Source organism: Bradyrhizobium sp. USDA 4506 (assembly GCF_054058795.1).
On record NZ_JBSSBM010000002.1, the window covers coordinates 6,491,165 to 6,508,295 of the forward strand.

Below are 17,131 nucleotides of genomic sequence, written 5' to 3' on the forward strand. Positions count from 1 at the left end.
GAAGGATGAATCGGCCAGCCTCTCGGCCGTGCATCCTTCGAGACGCGCTACGCGCTCCTCAGGATGACGGAACCAATCGTAGCGCGTGCGGCTCAAAGAGGCCGCGCGTCAGAAGCTCGCGCCCCATTGCCGCGCGGTCTGCATCACCCAGTCGCGATAGAGTGTCAGGGGCGTCACGCCGGTGATGCCGCCGCAGCCGGCGGCACCGTTCGGTCCCGTCGACCAACTTACCACGCCGACGATTGCGGGGCCGCCCTGCTTGTCCTCGAACACCGGCGCGCCGGAATCGCCGGTGCAGGCCCCGAGCCCGTCGCGCACGCCCTGCCCGACTGGATCGACGAGACGGATCTGCAACGTGCCGGGCTTGCCGCTCGCGATCAGGCCGGCGACGCGGGTGGCGCCGCCGCTTTTGCCGTCACCACGCAGGGTGACGCCGACGCCCGCGATGGTGAAGCGGCCGCCGACCTGGATCGGAATGTTTGGCATGCCGAGCGCGGCCGGCGCCTTGCCTGCGGCCGGCGCCGCGAGCTGCAGCAGCGCGACATCGGCGGTCGCGACATGATTGGTCATCGCCTGCATCCGAAAACCGGGATGGATCGCAACCGTCCTGACGTCCTGCAGCTTCGGCTGCCTGTCCGCGCCATATTCAACAATCTTGTAATCGGCGCCGGGCTGCACGCAATGTGCCGCGGTCAGCACGACCTTCGGCGCGATCAGCGCACCGGTGCAGAAATTGCCGCGCGAGCCGACAATGGTGACGACGGAGCGCGCAACGCCATCCGTCGACGGCGCGCCGCCGCCGACGATGGCGAAAGCCGGAGGGCAGACCAGCGACACGAGAACGGCGAGGATCAGGCGGGATGTCTTCATCGGCGAAGCAATAGCCCGCTCCGCGCGGGTCGCCAAGCGCCGAACGAGCACCGAACAAGCGCCGGGATCGGGCTGGTCCCGGTCTGCGATCCGTGTTAGCCGCTCCTCAAGCAACGCATCATTGGGCAGGAAAGCATGATCGAGGCAGTGATCTGGGATTTCGGCGGCGTGTTGACCACCTCGCCGTTCGAGGCGTTCGCGCGCTATGAGACCGAGCGCGGCCTGCCGATCGACATCATCCGCCGCACCAACGCCGCCAATCATCTCGAGAACGCCTGGGCCAAGTTCGAGCGCGCCGAGATCGATATCGACGCATTCGACGCGCTGTTCGCCACGGAATCGAAGGCGCTCGGCGCCGAGGTGCGCGGCAAGGACGTGCTGCCGCTGCTCTCCGGCGACCTGCGCCCCGAGATGGTCGAGGCGCTGAAGCGCATCAAGGCGAAATTCAAGACCGGCTGCATCACCAACAACCTGCCGGCGAACGCGATCGGCAGCCGCAGCGGACGCACGCTCTATGTCGCCGAGGTGATGGCGCTGTTCGATCACGTTATCGAGTCCGCGAAGATCGGCCTGCGCAAGCCCGACCCACGGATCTACCAGATGATGGTGGAGACGCTGCAGGTGAACCCGAAGAACTGCGTTTATCTCGACGATCTCGGCGTCAATTTGAAGCCGGCGCGCGAGATGGGCATGACCACGATCAAGGTCGCGAATGCCGCGCAGGCGATCGGCGAGCTTGAAGCCGCGACCGGCCTCACGCTGAGGTGAAGCGGGCTACGCGCCTGTTCATGCCGCATTCACGCGGCGACTTCTAATTGTCGGCCTCCCCCCGGGTCACGGCGCGATCGCATCGTGACCCCTTTCCTGGTCTGAGCATGACGTTCCGGAAAACCGACGTCCACTTCTCCGGATCATGCCTCGCGGAGGCACTTCCCATGAAACGTCTTGTCGTCGCCCTTGTCTCCGCTGGTTCGCTGCTGATCCCGGTCGCAGCGCTCGCGCAGACAACACCAGCCCCCACAACAGCGCCGGTGGCAGCTCCCGCGCAACAGAGCGCGTCGACGGCGGCGCCCGTGCCCGGCGCGAAGCGCGCGGCCTGCCAGAGCGCGGCGAAGGCGCTGAAGGGTCAGGAGCGGCACGACCAGATGCAGCTCTGCATGGCGCAGGCGCGGCTCGACTGCCTGAAGCAGGCGATCGACCAGAAGATGACGGGCCCTCAGCGCAAGGATTTCGTGAAGAGCTGCGCGGGTTGACGGTAGCCGGGCTACGAGATTCTTCTCCTTCCCCCTGAAAGGGGGAAGGTCGGGATGGGGGTCAGCCGCAGACGCCGGCGTTGATGGAGAGAGTAGATCCCCACCCGCTTTGCTCTGGCGAGCAAAGCGACCTCCCCTTTTCAAGGGGAGGTTCGAACTACACGCTAACAAGCGTAGCCCGTATTGCGCTTGGCGGAATACCCCGGAACCATGCGCTTTGCGGGCCAAACGAGCCTTGTGCTTTGTCCGCAACGGGCGCAGAACAGATCCGAGTTCAAGGCAAATTCGGAGCTGATCCTCGTGGCTGACACCAGGCCCACCGCCTCGATCGAGGCCGTGGAAAGCGGCCTCGCCGCGCAAGGCTATATTGCGAGCCGGCAGATCGCGACCGCGGTCTATCTGTCGCAGCAGATCGAGAAGCCGATCCTGGTCGAGGGCCCTGCCGGCGTCGGCAAGACCGAGCTGGCGAAGGCGATCGCCGCATGGCGCGGCATGAAGATGATCCGCCTGCAATGCTATGAGGGCCTCGACGAGGCCAAGGCGCTGTATGAGTGGAAGTACGCCAAGCAGCTGCTGTACACCCAGATCCTGAAGGACAAGCTCGGCGAGGTGCTCGGCGGCGCGCAGTCGCTGGCGGCTGCGCTCGACCAGCTCCACACCTTCGGCGACGTGTTCTTCTCCAAGGAATTCGTCGAGCCGCGGCCGCTGTTGCAGGCGCTGGAGCAGCCGGCCGGCTGCGTGCTGCTGATCGACGAGATCGACAAGTCGGATGCCGAATTCGAATCGCTGCTGCTGGAGATCCTCTCGGACTTCCAGGTGACGATTCCCGAGCTCGGCACCGTCTCCGCGGTGGCGCCGCCGACCGTGATCCTGACCTCGAACAGCGAGCGCGATCTTGGCGATGCCTTGAAGCGGCGCTGCCTGCATCTGCACATCGGCTTCCCCGAGCAGAAGCTGGAGGAGCGCATCGTCGAGAGCCGGGTGCCCGGCATCTCGCAGACCCTGCGCAAGCAGATGGTCGGTTTCATCCACGAGATCCGCTCGCTCGACCTGAAGAAGCTGCCCTCGGTCAGCGAGGCGATCGACTGGGCGCGCGTGCTGGTGCTGCTGCAGGCGAGCGAGCTCGACCACGAGATCGTCAGGGACACGCTCAACGTGCTGCTGAAATACGAGGCCGATATCGAGGCCGCGACGCCGCAGATTTCGTCCTTCATCGCCAAGGCGTCGCGCCAGGGCGTGTTCAGCTAGACCAAGATGCGCGAGAACCTGCATCGCTTCTTTCGTGCGGCGCGGGGGGCCGGGGTCCGGGTCTCGCCCGCCGAAAGCATCGATGCGATGCGGGCGGTCGCCCAGGTCGGCTTTGCCGATCGCGACATCCTGCGCGACACCTTCCTGCTGACGCTGGCCAAGACGCAGGACGAGAAGCGCGCACTCGGCGAATGCTTCGATCTGTTCTTCAGCCAGCCCGAGCCGCAGCAGGACAACGCCGAGCAGGACAAGACCGACGACGGCAGCGAATCCGGCGCCAACCCGTCGGCCGACGAGCATGGCGATGCGTCGGGCGGCGCCGCCAGCGAGAACGTCGGGCCGCTGGCGCAGATGCTGCTGTCGCAGGATCGCTCCGCGATTTCGAGCGCGATCGCCAATGCCTCCGGCGCCGCCTCGCTGCCGGATATCCGCTACTTCACCCAGCGCGGCATCTTCCAGACCCGCATCCTCGATGCGATGGGAATCCAGCGCCTGCGCGACGACATCGACGACCAGACCACGCGCAATCCCGCGCTCGCCGAACGGCTGCAGGAGGCGCTCAACGGCCTGCGCGGTACCGTTCGCGACGCCGTCTCGCAGGCCCTGCTGCTCTACGGCCGCGAGGAAGCGGAGAATCTGCGCAACGAGATCCTGCGCAATGCGCCGCTGGCGCGGATCGAGCCGCGGCAGGTCGAGCAGATGCGCGCGCTGATCCGGCAGATCGCGCGCCGGCTGCGCGAGCGCTATTCCAAGCCGCGCAAGCGCCCGCGCCGCGGCCATCTCGACGTCCGCCGCACGCTGCGCCGCAACGCGGCCTGGGGCGGCGTCCCCTTCCTCACCGCCTGGAAGCGCAAGCATCGCGACCGGCCGAAGATCGTCGCGCTGTGCGACGTCTCGGGCTCGGTCGCCCGCGTCTCGGACTTCTTCCTGCTCCTGATCCACAGCCTGCACGAGGTGGTCGACGACGTCCGCTCATTCGCCTTCTCGGGCCACCTGATCGAGGTCAGCGACATCCTGGAATCGAAATCGCCGGAAGAGGCGATGAAGGAGATCATGTCCAAGGTCGGCTTCGGCTCGTCCGACTACGGCAATTCCTTCGCCGATTTCGAGGACAATTGGATGAGCGCGATCACGCCGCAGACCACGGTGATCGTGCTCGGCGACGCCCGCAGCAACAATCTCGATCCGCGCGCCGACATCCTGCGCCGGATCGGCGAGCGCTCCAAACGGCTGGTCTGGCTCAATCCCGAGGGCCGCATGGTCTGGGGTTTTGGCGATTCCGAGATGCCGCGCTACGCGACCTTCTGCAGCGTGTTGCGGCAATGCGCGACCGCGCAGCAGCTCGAGCGCGCCGTGTCGGATATCGTCGCGACGTATCAATAGGCCGCTAGCCGCGCTTTAGATGGCAAGCGACTCGCCGTGGAACAGCCATCCGACGAATGCAGCCAATGTCAGCGCGATCGAGGCGAAGATGCCGACCAGCTTGATCGTCGTGATCGCCTTCAGGATAGAGACCGATCGCGCCGCCGCATGCGGGTCGCCGTGCAGCAGCAGCCATGCCAGGAGACAATCCTCGATCAAATCGCTGAGCAGGTACACCGCCGGCACGACCAGGCCGAGCCACGCCGCGGACGGATAGATCCGGCTGAGCCAGTGCGATGACGCCGCGCCCATCGCGCCCGCCAGCGCCAGCATGACGATCAGATCGAACGGAAACAGGATCGGAAAGACATATTTCATCCGCAGATCCGACTGCACCAGCTCGCCAAGCTGGTCGCCGGTGTAGCTCAGCGTCTTCTCCGGAAAGCGGGTTCGGAACCTGTTTGCGAACACGCGATCGGAATAGCTGCCGACCCACCAGAACAGTCCGAACGCCGCCACCACAAGTCCTAGGAGAATGGCCGTCACGAGAGCTTGAGGGCTCATGCCGACCTGTTCCTGTTGTTGCTGAGGAAGCTGCGGCAGGCAGCCGGAAAGATGATCGCGTGCACCGCGGAGTCCCTGAAAGGGAGAAAATGCCGACGCATATAGCAATGATCGACGAGCAGATTTCCATCTTTTCCGAAGTGTTGCAATGGATCTCTCACGGAAACTCCGTCATAGCCGGACATCGGCGAGCCGAAGTGACGCGCTCCTCGGTGCAGCCTTGGCCGGCCGTGGCGAGATTCAATTCGAGAGCCAACGGCAGGCAGCGTCGACGCGCGCTCGCGCTTCGGCTACCCGGCACCACCGGCGGTCACGCCGCCGCCACAGAACCGTCTTCAATTGGAGATTGAATTTTCACCACGTTCTGCCGTACATAGAGGCCGCGAATTTTCACGGCGGCCGCGAGGGCAACGGATGCCGAAGGATATTGTGATTTGTTGCGACGGCACCGGCAACGAGATCGGTGACAATATCTCCAACGTGCTGAAGCTGTTCCGCGTCGCCGACAAGAATGACCGGCAGCGGATCTACTATCATCCCGGCCTCGGCACCATCGGCCTGCAAAACGCCTGGGGCCGCTTCAAGCAGCAGATGCGCGGCTTGTTCGGGCTGGCCTTCGGCGCCGGTCTCGACCAAGACACACTCGGCGCCTACCTGTTCCTGTGCCGAACCTGGGAGCCCGGTGACCGGGTCTGGATGTTCGGCTTCAGCCGCGGTGCCTACACGGTGCGCGTGCTCGCGGCCTTCGTCCATGTGATGGGCCTGCTGCCCGTCGACCAGCTCGACCTCGCGAGCTACGCCTTCGGCACCTACAAGAAGGCCAGCTCCGACGCCCAGAAATCCGACGGCACGTTCGACTATGCTCCGTTGAAGGAGGCCTGGCATTTCAGCCAGATTGCCGGCGGCCGCAACATCGACATCGAGTTCGTCGGAGTCTGGGACACCGTGGCCTCGATCATCGTGCCGCGACAGGACAATTTCCTGTTCGACTTGCAGACGCTGCTGTTCACCCGCACCAATTCCAGCGTCAAACGGTTCCGCCAGGCGATCTCGATCGACGAGCGCAGGCGCATGTTCCGACTCAATCGCTGGATCGAGCCGCAGAAATTTCGCTCGGATCCATTCGATCCGGCAACGGAGGTGGAGCAGGACATCCGCCAGGTCTGGTTTGCCGGCGTGCACTCCGACGTCGGCGGCGGCTATCCGGAAGACCAGAGCGGGCCGTCGAAGTTTCCGCTGATCTGGATGCTCGAGCAGGCCAAGGCGGCCGGACTGCACATGGATCAGGCGCTGATCGATCATCTCGCCTGGGGGATGCCGTTGCCGCCGCACAAGCACGAATATGTGCCGCCGAGCGCGACCGCTCCGCTGCACAATTCGCTGACCGCCGCCTGGGAAATCCTGGAATGGATTCCGAAGAGCGACAAATGGAAGGAATGGCCGGAGCGGAAATCCTTCCTCGGCTTCTATCTGCCACGCGGCGAGCCGCGGCCGATTGCGGACGGCGCGACCATCCATGCCTCGGTGCTGGAGCGCATGGAGAAGGATCCAGCTTACAAGCCGATCAATATGCCGAAGACCTACAAGATCGAGCCGATGACGCCGCCCCCGGCGCCACCCGCGCCGACGGCTTGACGGCCAGAGTTGAATTTATTTGAGGCCGGGCAACGGCCTCTGCTTCACCTCGCCCCGCATGCGGGGAGAGGCATAGGCCGCCTTTGGCGGCCGTTCTCAAGAACGCCGAAGCGGAGCTTCGGCTATGACGCATCGCTAGATGCGTTCCGGGTGAGGGGAGTCTCCGCAAACGCAACTATCACGGTATGCGCGGAGAAGGCCCCTCACCCCACCCTCTAAGAGCGAGCTTCGCTCGTCTCGACCCCGTAAGCACGGGGAGAGGGAGCGTAGCGCCGTCGCATTCGACCTAATCTCGCCACGCGCTACGTATCGATCGCGTCCTTGATTCGCTTGCGGCTGAGCGGCAGCTCGCGCAGCCGCTTGCCGGTTGCGTGCGCGATGGCATTGGCAAGCGATGCGGCGGCCGGGCCCTGCCCGGTCTCGCCGCTGCCGAGGAACGGCTGGCCGGGACGGTTGATGATATGGACGGCGATGCTGTCGGGCACCGCATTGAAGCGCAGGATCGGGTAGGTCTGCCAGTCGATGCTGGTGATCCTTGTCTCATCGAAGGTGACACTTTCATAGAGAGTCCAGCTCGTCGACTGCACGATCGCGCCCTCGATCTGGTTGGTGATGCCGTCCGGATTGACGACCTGGCCGGCATCGACGGCGGCGACCGCGCGCACCAGCCGGGCCCGCCCGGTTTCGCGATCGACCTCGACCTCGGACGCGATGGCGCAATAGGCAGCGAGATTCTTGTAGCGCGCGAACGCGAAGCCGTAGCCGCGATTTCGCGGCGGCTGCTGCCCGCGCGTCCAACCGAACTCCCCCGCGGCCTTCTCGACCACCGCCCGGCCGCGCTGGTCGTCGAGATGTTTGAGACGAAACTCGACCGGATCGGCGTCGGCGAGATCGGCCAGTTCATCCATGAAGCTCTCGGTCGAGAACACGTTGTGATAGGCGCCAAGCGCGCGCATCGCGGAGATCCGCAGCGGCATCGCGGGGACGAAATGATGCATCACATGCGCGTTCGGAAAATTGTAGATCGGGATCGCGTTGCGATCGCCGCCACCCTCCGGCAGCGGCAACGGCTTCGCGGCATCGTCGGCGCCATTGTGGCCGTAGCAGCCGGAGCCTTCGACATGGATCAGGCGGACGCTGGTGGGCGTCATACCGAGCATCTCGGCGATCGCCTGCCGGTCGGGATAGACGCCCTGCGTGTGCGTCCACACCGTCATCGCGCCATCGACGAATTGCGCGACCGCGCAGGACGGCCCGATCGAGCCGTGCGACTGGTAAGGTCGCGTGTAGGTCGCTTCGAGCGACCGCGCGCCGCTCACCGTGGGATCGCTACGCTGCAAGATCGCGAAATCCTGAGAGGGCAGCGTGGTCAGCACGTTGGCCAGATCGTGCTGGTTCGGCAGCTTCGCGCTCTCCCGCCACTTCGCCGCGGCGGCCAGCGCGTGCATGGCCTTGACCGCCGAAAATTCCTTCTCCGCCACCACGGCCAGGAAGTTGCCGTCGCGCACGATTTGAATCACGCCGGGCATTTTCTTGATCGCGGCCGTGTCGCATTCCACGAGCTGCGCGCCGTAGCTCGGCGGGCGCACCACGCGCGCATGCACCATGCCGGGAAGCCGCATGTCCTGCACATAGGCGGCGCCGCCCGTGACCTTGGCCGGAATATCGACGCGTGGCACCGGCTCGCCCATCACCTTGAAGCTCGCCGGATCCTTCAGGCTCGATGTCGGTTGCGCCTGGACGTGCAACATGTCCGCGGCGACAAGCTCGCCATAGCCCAGACGCCGGCCATCGGGAGCAACGACGGCCGCATTCTCGGTTCGCAAGCCGTCGGGCGGCAAGCCGAAACGCTTTGCCGCCTCCGAAACCAGCAGCGCGCGCGCCTGCGCCGCGGCATGCAGGATCGCCGTGCCGCTGTCCTGCATCGAATGACTGCCCGATGTGTAGCCCTCATTCGCCGTGAGCTTGGTGTCGGCGGTGATCACCTTCAGCGCATCGAAGGGAATATCGAGTTGCTCGGCCGCGATCTGCTGGAACGCGGTGCGGAATCCCTGGCCGAGTTCGGCCTTGCCCGTGAAGGCCGTGACCTGGCCGTTGGCATCGATACGGATCCAGGAATCCAGATTGGGCGATTTGGCCAGGCTGCCCGGCAACGCCGGGCTCTGTGGCTTCTGCTCCTGTGCGATCGCGCCGCGCAGCGAGAAGCTGACGATCAGCGCGCCGGCGCCGGCCAGCACGCTGCGGCGGTCGAGAACCACCGGCGCGGTCATCGGACGCTCCTGTCGCTTGCGGCGTCGGCCGTATCCATCAACCTGGCGGCGCGGTGCACTGCGCGCAGGATGCGCATATGGGTGCCGCAGCGGCAGAGATTGGGCTCCAGCTCGGCGCGGATCTGCGCATCCGATGGCTTCGGGTTGCGCATCAGCAGCGCCTGCGCGCGCATCATCATCCCGGCGATGCAGTAGCCGCACTGCGCCGCCTGCTCCTCCATGAAGGCGCGCTGGATCGGCGCCGGCGCGGCCACGGTGCCGAGCCCCTCGAGCGTCGTCACCTGCTTGCCCTCGACCAGGACCAGCGGCGTGACGCAGGACAGCACCGCCTTGCCGTCGACGATCACCGTGCAGGAGCCGCATTGCCCGAGCCCGCAGCCGAACTTGGCGGCGTTGAGCGCCAGATCATTGCGCAACACATAGAGCAGCGGCGCATCGACCTGATGATCCCGGCCATTGACCTTCAATGTCATCATGGCTTGCCTCGCTGTCTGGATTCCGCCGGCGCGTCGCGCGCTGCAAGCGACGTCGACTGCACCGCCCGCGCATCGCGCACCGCCTTGTCGAGATTGGCCCACGCCGGCCGCTTGCCGAACCGCTCGCGCAGATAGGCCATGAGCGCGACCATCTGCGCATCATCGATGCTGCTGGCGAAGCCCGGCATGATCGGGCTGCGCTCGCCTTCGACGGCGCCAACGCCCGACAGCACGATATTGAGGAGGTTGCGCGGGTCGGGGCTTGCGATCGCCGTGCTGAGCGCGAGATTGACGCCGCCATAGGGCAGCGCGCGGCTCCCTTCATGGCAGGAGGCACACGCCGCGGCATAGATCGCTGCGCCGGCCGAATGGGTCTGTGCCGCATCATCGGAAGACGATTGCGCGATGACGTCGGCCGGCCGTTTGCGATCCGGCGCCGGCGTACCCGAAATATCGGCCATGTACACGGCGATGGCCCGCACGTCGCTGTCGGGCACCGTCGCCAGATTGCCGACCACTTCAGCCATCGGCCCGCGCGCGGTGCCATGATCGGCCTGCCAGCCGTGGCGCAAATAGGCGTAGAGCGCGTCGGCGGTCCAGCGCACCGGGGCGTGCGAGGTGTCGTTCAGCGCGTAGGCGTGCCAATTGTCGACCTCGCCGCCGGAGAACTGCGCATTCACCCGCTCGGCGCCGAGCGCGTTGCGCGGCGTGTGGCAGGCGCCGCAATGCGCGAGCCCCTCCACCAGATAGGCGCCGCGGTTCCATTCCGCGCCCTTCGCCGAGTCCTGAGGGGCATCGCCGCTGCGCAGATACAGCAGCTTCCACCCTGCAATCAGCGGTCGATAGTTCAACGGAAACGAAAGCTGATTCGCCGGCGGCGACGCGTGGACCGGCTGTCGCGTCATCAGGAACGCATAGAGTGCCCGGTCGTCCGCATCCGAGACGTTGGTGAAATGGTCATAGGGAAAGGTCGGATAGAGATGCTGGCCATCGCGCGCCACGCCCGAGCGCATCGCGCGGACGAACGCCTCTTCCGGCCAGCGCCCGATGCCGGTTTCGGCATCCGGCGTGATGTTGGATGAGAAGACGATGCCGAACGGCGTTGGAACCGGGAGCCCGCCGGCATAAGTCGCGCCGCCCTGCACGGTATGGCAGGTGTTGCAATTGCCGATCGCGGCGAGTTCGCGGCCGCGTTTGACCACATCGGGGTCGAAGGTATCAGCCCGCGGCGGCGCAATGGCGGCAATCTGCGGCCGCCAGGCGACGGCAAAGGCTGCCGCCGCGCCCGCGACCAGCACGATCGCGGCAATGCCTGTGATGATCCGCAGCTGACCAGTCATGCTGAATTGAGTTTGTTGTTGGGACGTGTATTAACACCTTTCATTCCGGTATCGTTCGGCCAGAAGACCTCGATCACCGCCTGTTGACCTCAAGGAATCCTGGAAAATCCCAAAGGGATCGCGCAAGGGATCATGACCGCCCAGCCCGCCCTCGATCGCGCCTCCGCCCCGTCTCGCGATGCGCTGTCCGTGCTCAGTTCCGTGTTCGGCCTGTCGGGCTTCCGCGGCGCGCAGGAAAAGATCATCCGCCACGTCACCGATGGCGGCAATTGCCTGGTGCTGATGCCGACCGGCGGCGGCAAGTCGCTGTGCTATCAGCTGCCGTCGCTGCTGCGCGACGGCTGCGGCATCGTGGTATCGCCTTTGATCGCGCTGATGCGCGACCAGGTCGCGGGCCTCACTGAAGCCGGCGTCAACGCCGCGGTGCTGAACTCGACGCTGTCCTATGAGGAAGCCTCCGAGGTCGAGCGGCGGCTGATCGCGGGCGATCTCGACCTGCTCTATGTGGCGCCGGAGCGGCTGCTGACGCCGCGCTGTCTCGGTTTGCTCGGCCAGGCGCAGATCGCGCTGTTTGCGATCGACGAGGCGCATTGCGTCTCGCAATGGGGCCATGACTTCCGCCCGGAATATATCGGCCTGTCCGCACTCGCCGAGCGCTTCCCCAAGGTGCCGCGCATCGCGTTGACCGCGACCGCGGACGCGCTGACCCGGAGGGAGATCGCCGAGCGGCTGCAGCTTACCGACGCACCGCAATTCGTCGCGAGCTTCGACCGGCCCAATATCCGCTACGAGATCGTCGACAAGCAGAATGCGACCACGCAGCTGAAGAACTTCATCAAGGAGCGGCATGCCGGCGACGCCGGCGTGGTCTATTGCCTGTCCCGCGCCAAGGTCGAGGATGTCGCGGCGGCGCTCAGCGAGGCCGGCATTCCGGCGCTGCCCTATCATGCCGGGCTCGATGCCGGCGTGCGCGCCCGGCACCAGGACCGCTTCCTCAACGAGGATGGGCTCGTGATCGTCGCCACGATCGCCTTCGGCATGGGGATCGACAAGCCCGATGTGCGCTTCGTCGCGCATCTCGATCTGCCGAAGAGCATCGAAGCCTACTACCAGGAGACCGGGCGTGCCGGCCGCGACGGCAAGCCGTCGGCGGCATGGATGGCCTACGGCCTGTCCGACATCGTGCAGCAGCGCCGCATGATCGATGAATCGACCGGCTCCGACGCCTTCAAGCGTGTCTCAGTCGGCAAGCTCGACGCGCTGGTTGCGCTCGCTGAAACGGTGCATTGCCGCCGGCAGCGCCTGCTCGGCTATTTCGGCGAGAGCCGCGCAGAAGAAAGCTGCGGCAATTGCGACAACTGCCTGACGCCGCCGCGCGTCCGCGACGGCAAGGTGCTCGCACAAAAGCTGCTGTCCTGCGCCTACCGCACCGGGCAACGTTTCGGCGCCATGCACCTGATCGACGTGCTGGTCGGGCGGCTGACCGAACGGGTCAAGCAGTTCAACCACGACCAGCTGTCGGTGTTCGGCATAGGACGCGAGCTCAACGAGAAGCAATGGCGCGCGGTGCTGCGCCAGCTAGTGGCGATGGGCCATCTGCGTGCCGACAGCGACGCCTTCGGCGCGCTTGTTCTGACCGACAGCGCCCGCGGCGTGCTGAAGGGCGAGACCGCGGTGATGCTGCGCGAGCAGCCGGAAGGCGCGCGCAACCGCGCGGTCCGCGGCAAGTCGCGCCGCGGCGAGCTCGTGCCCGCGGCCGACAGCCCGGGTGGCGTCGCAAATCCCGCCCTGCACGCGGCGTTGCGCGCCTGGCGCTCGGACGTCGCGCGCCAGCGCGGCGTGCCGGCCTATGTCGTGCTGCACGATTCCACCATCGACGGCATCGCCGCGATGCGGCCGGACACGCTCAGCGAGCTGCGCAACATCGCAGGGATCGGCGACAAGAAGCTCGAGCATTACGGCGACGAGCTGATCCGCATCGTGAAGACGACAGGAGCGTGACCGGTCCTCTCTACGCCGAAGCGACGACAGTCGCTTTGGCCGGCGCTGAGACCGAGGGAGCCGCAGCTCAACGCTGGTCAGCGAGACAGCATTTCTTGTATTTCTTGCCGCTGCCGCACGGGCATGGGTCGTTGCGCCCGACATGGCGCAAGGGATTCCTCACGGGTTCGGTGTGGCTCCACAATGTATCGAGATCGTCCCCAAAGGGGGCATCCAGATCGTCGAAGGTCTCGTTGTAGCCGTAGTCGGTCCCTTCCATTTCCTGGACCGCATCCTTGATATAGCCGAGGCCAACTTCCTCGAATCGTGCGATTTCCTCGGGTCGCTGCTCGGCATCGACGAGCATCTCGTCGAACTCGCGGCGTTCTGTCATCCAATCGGGTATACGCCCGTCATCGAAAGCGCGATACGCCAAGGGCGCCAGCTCGCGCAGCCCCAGGAGGGCAATTGCCTGCTGCCACGCGTACCAGGCATGGTTCTCGTCATCCGCCAGGTTTTGCTCGTGGAATGCTTTGAGCAGGCGCTGCATGCGCTCCCGCCCGATCATCCCATTCCATGTGAGGAAGGTGGCCGCGCCGAGAACCTGCTCGCGCGCAAATTGATCGACGGACTGATCCACGACCAGACTCAACAAGGCGTCGACATCCCCGTCAAAGACACCCGCGACAATGCGCGCCATGCTTTCGGTCAGGCAGTCACCCAACAGGTCATCAAGTTCGCTTTCGGGTCTGCGCAGCAGTCGCAGCAGGTCGCGGCAAACATCCGTGTCACGAGCTCCACCGAGGATGTAGACACCTCGGAACAGCAGCCTGGCCTCATCGTCGGACAGTTCCTCGCCGTTCCCTGCCCGGGCGACGATGGCGCGCAGCGCGGGGGCCGCTTCTTCCATTCTGATCAGGCACATTCCGACTGCGGCCGCAGGCAATTGTTTCTCGGTCGCGACGGCCTCAAGATAGTCTTCGATCGGCCCCAAATCGCCCCGCTCGAAGATAGCTTCTACTTCTTCCTTCTTCATGGGACCTCGATCTTTGCGGGCAGATGAACGGTCACGACAGAACAACTACCCTATCACCGCCTATCCTCATCCTCTCCCAGAGACAGCATAGGAGCTATTCGCTGGACGGCAATACGCTTGCTTGCGGGCCGCGCCGCCCTCGCCCTAATCTTTGCCCATCGCGTCCAACGAGACGCGGGCAAGACATAACGATATAGGGAAGAGACGGCCCATGGCTCAGGAGAGCACCGCGCGCAAGGCTGCGCGCCCTGCCGAAACCGGAACGTTCGATGCCGTGGTGATCGGCGCCGGGTTCGCCGGCATGTACATGCTGCATCGGCTGCGCGGACTCGGCTTCACCGCGCGGGTCTATGAAGCCGGCGGCGGCGTCGGCGGCACCTGGTACTGGAATCGCTATCCCGGCGCGCGTTGCGACGTCGAGAGCCTGCAATATTCCTTCTCGTTCTCCGAGGAACTCGATCAGGACTGGAGCTGGTCGGAGAAATATTCTCCGCAGCCCGAAATTCTCGCTTACGCCAATCACGTCGCCGATCGCTTCGACCTGCGCGGCCAGATCGTGTTCGACACCCGCGTCACCGCGGCGACCTTCGACGAGCAGGCAGGCGCATGGCTGATCGAGACCGACCGCGGCGACAGGGTCACTGCAAAGTTCTGCATCATGGCGGTCGGCTGCCTGTCGGCGCCGAACCGGCCGGCTTTCCCAGGCATGGCGGATTTCCGCGGGCCGATCTATCACACCGGCGAATGGCCGCATGAGGGCGTCGACTTCACCGGCCTGCGCGTCGGCGTGATCGGCACCGGCTCATCGGCGATCCAGTCGATTCCGATCATCGCGCAGCAGGCCTCCGAGCTCACCGTGTTTCAGCGCACCGCGACCTGGTCGGTGCCGGCGTGGAATGAGCGGCTGTCGGCCGAATATCTCAAGGAAGCGAAGGCGCATTATCCGGAGCTGCGCGCCAAGGCCCGTGCGCGCCCGACCGGCTTCTATTTCCAGTTCAACGCCCAGCCCGCCTTGCAGGCGAGCGAGCGGGAGCGCGAGCAGCAATACGAAGAAGCCTGGCAGCGCGGCGGCCTGCCCTTCCTCGGCGCGTTCGGCGATCTCCTGTTCGAGAAGGCCGCCAACGACACCATCGCCGATTTCGCGCGCGAGAAGATCCGCGGCATCGTCAAGGATCCCGCGACGGCCGAGCTGCTGTGCCCGCGAAACGTGTTCGGCTGCAAGCGGCTCTGCGTCGACACCAATTACTTCGAGACCTACAATCTGCCGCATGTGAAACTGGTCGACGTGTCGACGACGCCGATCGATCGCTTCACGACGGAAGGCATTGTCGTCGACGGCACCGAATGCAAGTTCGACGCGATCGTCTCCGCCACCGGCTTTGCCGCCATGACCGGCTCGTTCGACAAGATCGCGATCACCGGCCGCGGCGGGCAGACGCTGGCCGAGAAATGGCGGGCGGGCCCGCGTGCCTATCTCGGCCTTGCCTCCGAGGGCTTTCCGAACCTGTTCATGATCACCGGGCCCGGCAGCCCGTCGGTGCTCGCCAGCATGATCCAGGCGATCGAGCAGCATGTCGACTGGCTGGCGGATTGCATCAGTCATATGCGCGACATCGGCGCCGGCACGATCGAGGCGGTCCGCGACGACGAAGACGCCTGGGTCGCCCATGTCAACGACGTCTCCACGGTCTCGCTGCGCTCGACCTGCAGCTCGTGGTATGTCGGCGCCAACATCCCGGGCCGTCCCCGCGTGTTCATGCCCTATATCGGCGGCTTCCCGATCTATGTGCAGAAGTGCAATGAGGTGATGAACTCGGGTTACGACGGCTTCGTGCTGCAGGGCGGGCGCAACGGCAATGCGCCGCCGCAGGTGCGCTTCACCGAGCGCTGGCAGGTGCCGCTCGACATCGAGGTGATCTCGCCGGCCGCGGTTGCCGCGAAGCGGGTTCCCGTGGTCTGAGTGCCGGCGGTATCCCCGCCGGGATTGCGCATGATAGTGTCGCGCCGGTCCGCGCTTGGCATCGCGGAGCGCACGGGGGACGATGGCCGACACGGCATTGCAGGGACTGGTCGAGCGGATCGGCGCGGATCACGTCGTGCGCCGGCTTGGGATCGAGGCCGCGCATGAGAAGCAGGTGTTCGGCCAAGGCACGCTGCTGTTCAATGTCGAGAACTGGAAGCTGGCGCCGCGGATCATCGAGACTGCGCTCAAGGTGACCGGCCTGCACGGCCGCGCACGGCGCAACGCCAATAGGGTCGAAGTGCGGCACAATCTGGTGACGTCGGCGCGCCTGCCGGCGGCGTTCGACGGCTTCGCCATGCTCCAGCTCAGCGATCTCCACGCCGACATCAGCCAGGACGCGATGCGGCATCTGATGGACATCGTAAGCGATATCGCCTGCGATATCTGCGTTCTCACGGGCGACTACCGCGGCAAGACGTATGGTCCGTTTGAAACGAGCCTCGCGCTGATGCGGGATCTGTGCGCGCGGATCAAACTGCCGCTCTACGGCATCCTCGGCAATCATGACAGCATCCGCATGACGCCGGCGCTGGAGGCGATGGGCATCAGGATGCTGTTCAATGAGCAGGAGCCGATCACGCGCGATGGCGCGACGATCCACCTCGCCGGGATCGACGACGCACACTTCTACCGCACCGACGACATTGCAAAGGCTGCCGCGGCGATCCCGCGGGATGCGTTCTCGATCCTGCTGGCGCATACGCCGGAATCCTATCGCGCGGCGGCGGCTGCCGGCTTCGACCTGATGCTGAGCGGCCATACCCATGGCGGCCAGCTCTGCCTGCCCGGCGGCATCGCGATCAAGCTGGAGGCGCGGCTGCCGCGCCGGATGGGCAGGGGCGCCTGGCGCTTCGGCGCGCTTGCCGGCTACACATCGGCCGGCGCCGGCACCAGCCTGGCGCCGGTGCGGCTGAACTGCCCGGCCGAGATCACGGTGCATACGCTGCGGCGGCTCGGTTGAGCTCCGCCCGTACCTGGCAGGCGCCCATTGCCAAAATATAGAAAACAACCCCATGCAAAGGAGTCGCCGGCTGCCCGGACGTCGCAAGGAAAGACGCGTGGCCGGTAGCCAGA

The 17,131-nt window shown here is 65.5% G+C and carries 14 protein-coding genes; 8 read left to right on the forward strand and 6 right to left on the reverse strand.

The window, feature by feature from the left end:
* Positions 1-108 precede the first annotated feature (108 nt).
* Positions 109-870 (reverse strand): S1 family peptidase, encoded by a 762-nt coding sequence (locus ACVIHF_RS32745; RefSeq protein WP_253605131.1) that lies wholly within the window; start codon positions 868-870, stop codon positions 109-111.
* Between the two features lie 135 nt (positions 871-1,005).
* Between ACVIHF_RS32745 and ACVIHF_RS32750 the strand changes: the two genes are divergently transcribed.
* The 4 genes from ACVIHF_RS32750 to ACVIHF_RS32765 all read left to right on the forward strand — a co-directional run bounded on the left by ACVIHF_RS32750 (position 1,006) and on the right by ACVIHF_RS32765 (position 4,754).
* On the forward strand, positions 1,006-1,638 hold the full coding sequence (locus tag ACVIHF_RS32750; protein WP_168857640.1) for an HAD-IA family hydrolase: 633 nt from the start codon (positions 1,006-1,008) through the stop codon (positions 1,636-1,638).
* A 167-nt stretch (positions 1,639-1,805) separates the two neighbouring features.
* Positions 1,806-2,123: a hypothetical protein gene (locus ACVIHF_RS32755; RefSeq protein WP_456793157.1), complete on the forward strand. Its 318-nt coding sequence runs from the start codon at positions 1,806-1,808 to the stop codon at positions 2,121-2,123.
* Between the two features lie 300 nt (positions 2,124-2,423).
* A complete protein-coding gene (locus ACVIHF_RS32760) occupies positions 2,424-3,371 on the forward strand; it encodes an AAA family ATPase (RefSeq protein WP_225162050.1) in 948 nt (315 codons plus the stop codon).
* Between the two features lie 6 nt (positions 3,372-3,377).
* Positions 3,378-4,754, forward strand: coding sequence for a vWA domain-containing protein (locus ACVIHF_RS32765; protein WP_456793158.1), 1,377 nt, complete (start codon positions 3,378-3,380; stop codon positions 4,752-4,754).
* A gap of 15 nt (positions 4,755-4,769) precedes the next feature.
* Here ACVIHF_RS32765 and ACVIHF_RS32770 read toward each other — a convergent pair whose 3' ends face one another.
* On the reverse strand, positions 4,770-5,297 hold the full coding sequence (locus ACVIHF_RS32770) for a hypothetical protein (RefSeq protein ID WP_253605138.1): 528 nt from the start codon (positions 5,295-5,297) through the stop codon (positions 4,770-4,772).
* Between the two features lie 414 nt (positions 5,298-5,711).
* On the opposite strand from ACVIHF_RS32770, the gene ACVIHF_RS32775 reads away from it, so the two are divergent.
* Entirely contained in the window at positions 5,712-6,932 is a 1,221-nt protein-coding gene (locus ACVIHF_RS32775; protein WP_253605139.1) for a DUF2235 domain-containing protein, read from the forward strand.
* Between the two features lie 302 nt (positions 6,933-7,234).
* On the opposite strand, the gene ACVIHF_RS32780 is transcribed toward ACVIHF_RS32775, so the two are convergent.
* The 3 genes from ACVIHF_RS32780 to ACVIHF_RS32790 are packed head-to-tail and all read right to left on the reverse strand — an operon-like array spanning position 7,235 to position 11,018.
* Complete coding sequence (locus ACVIHF_RS32780; protein ID WP_456793159.1) at positions 7,235-9,202, reverse strand: molybdopterin cofactor-binding domain-containing protein; 1,968 nt, start codon at positions 9,200-9,202, stop codon at positions 7,235-7,237.
* Positions 9,199-9,678, reverse strand: coding sequence for a (2Fe-2S)-binding protein (locus ACVIHF_RS32785; protein WP_456793160.1), 480 nt, complete (start codon positions 9,676-9,678; stop codon positions 9,199-9,201). The genes ACVIHF_RS32780 and ACVIHF_RS32785 overlap by 4 nt, the downstream gene beginning before the upstream one ends.
* On the reverse strand, positions 9,675-11,018 hold the full coding sequence (locus ACVIHF_RS32790; protein ID WP_253605142.1) for a cytochrome c: 1,344 nt from the start codon (positions 11,016-11,018) through the stop codon (positions 9,675-9,677). The genes ACVIHF_RS32785 and ACVIHF_RS32790 overlap by 4 nt, the downstream gene beginning before the upstream one ends.
* Positions 11,019-11,150: 132 nt before the next feature.
* Here ACVIHF_RS32790 and recQ point away from each other — a divergent pair, with 132 nt between their 5' ends.
* Positions 11,151-13,019 carry a DNA helicase RecQ gene (gene recQ, locus ACVIHF_RS32795; protein ID WP_456793161.1) on the forward strand — a complete coding sequence of 623 codons (1,869 nt, stop codon included), beginning with the start codon at positions 11,151-11,153 and terminating at the stop codon, positions 13,017-13,019.
* A gap of 67 nt (positions 13,020-13,086) precedes the next feature.
* Here the strand turns inward: recQ and ACVIHF_RS32800 are convergent, their stop codons facing one another.
* On the reverse strand, positions 13,087-14,034 hold the full coding sequence (locus ACVIHF_RS32800; protein ID WP_057021184.1) for a DUF1186 domain-containing protein: 948 nt from the start codon (positions 14,032-14,034) through the stop codon (positions 13,087-13,089).
* A 211-nt stretch (positions 14,035-14,245) separates the two neighbouring features.
* Between ACVIHF_RS32800 and ACVIHF_RS32805 the strand changes: the two genes are divergently transcribed.
* Together ACVIHF_RS32805 and ACVIHF_RS32810 are read left to right on the forward strand one after the other, a co-directional pair.
* Positions 14,246-15,994, forward strand: a complete 1,749-nt coding sequence (locus tag ACVIHF_RS32805; protein WP_456793162.1) for a flavin-containing monooxygenase — start codon at positions 14,246-14,248, stop codon at positions 15,992-15,994.
* Between the two features lie 82 nt (positions 15,995-16,076).
* Entirely contained in the window at positions 16,077-17,018 is a 942-nt protein-coding gene (locus ACVIHF_RS32810; RefSeq protein ID WP_456793163.1) for a metallophosphoesterase, read from the forward strand.
* Positions 17,019-17,131: the final 113 nt, after the last annotated feature.

What these genes read in the sequence shown, in the direction of transcription:
- ACVIHF_RS32745 (WP_253605131.1), bottom strand. Translation starts at nt 870, where the DNA reads ATGAAGACATCCCGCCTGATCCTCGCCGTTCTCGTGTCGCTGGTCTGC.
- ACVIHF_RS32750 (WP_168857640.1), top strand. Translation starts at nt 1,006, where the DNA reads ATGATCGAGGCAGTGATCTGGGATTTCGGCGGCGTGTTGACCACCTCG.
- ACVIHF_RS32755 (WP_456793157.1), top strand. Translation starts at nt 1,806, where the DNA reads ATGAAACGTCTTGTCGTCGCCCTTGTCTCCGCTGGTTCGCTGCTGATC.
- ACVIHF_RS32765 (WP_456793158.1), top strand. Translation starts at nt 3,378, where the DNA reads ATGCGCGAGAACCTGCATCGCTTCTTTCGTGCGGCGCGGGGGGCCGGG.
- ACVIHF_RS32770 (WP_253605138.1), bottom strand. Translation starts at nt 5,297, where the DNA reads ATGAGCCCTCAAGCTCTCGTGACGGCCATTCTCCTAGGACTTGTGGTG.
- ACVIHF_RS32775 (WP_253605139.1), top strand. Translation starts at nt 5,712, where the DNA reads ATGCCGAAGGATATTGTGATTTGTTGCGACGGCACCGGCAACGAGATC.
- ACVIHF_RS32780 (WP_456793159.1), bottom strand. Translation starts at nt 9,202, where the DNA reads ATGACCGCGCCGGTGGTTCTCGACCGCCGCAGCGTGCTGGCCGGCGCC.
- ACVIHF_RS32785 (WP_456793160.1), bottom strand. Translation starts at nt 9,678, where the DNA reads ATGATGACATTGAAGGTCAATGGCCGGGATCATCAGGTCGATGCGCCG.
- ACVIHF_RS32790 (WP_253605142.1), bottom strand. Translation starts at nt 11,018, where the DNA reads ATGACTGGTCAGCTGCGGATCATCACAGGCATTGCCGCGATCGTGCTG.
- recQ (WP_456793161.1), top strand. Translation starts at nt 11,151, where the DNA reads ATGACCGCCCAGCCCGCCCTCGATCGCGCCTCCGCCCCGTCTCGCGAT.
- ACVIHF_RS32800 (WP_057021184.1), bottom strand. Translation starts at nt 14,034, where the DNA reads ATGAAGAAGGAAGAAGTAGAAGCTATCTTCGAGCGGGGCGATTTGGGG.
- ACVIHF_RS32805 (WP_456793162.1), top strand. Translation starts at nt 14,246, where the DNA reads ATGGCTCAGGAGAGCACCGCGCGCAAGGCTGCGCGCCCTGCCGAAACC.
- ACVIHF_RS32810 (WP_456793163.1), top strand. Translation starts at nt 16,077, where the DNA reads ATGGCCGACACGGCATTGCAGGGACTGGTCGAGCGGATCGGCGCGGAT.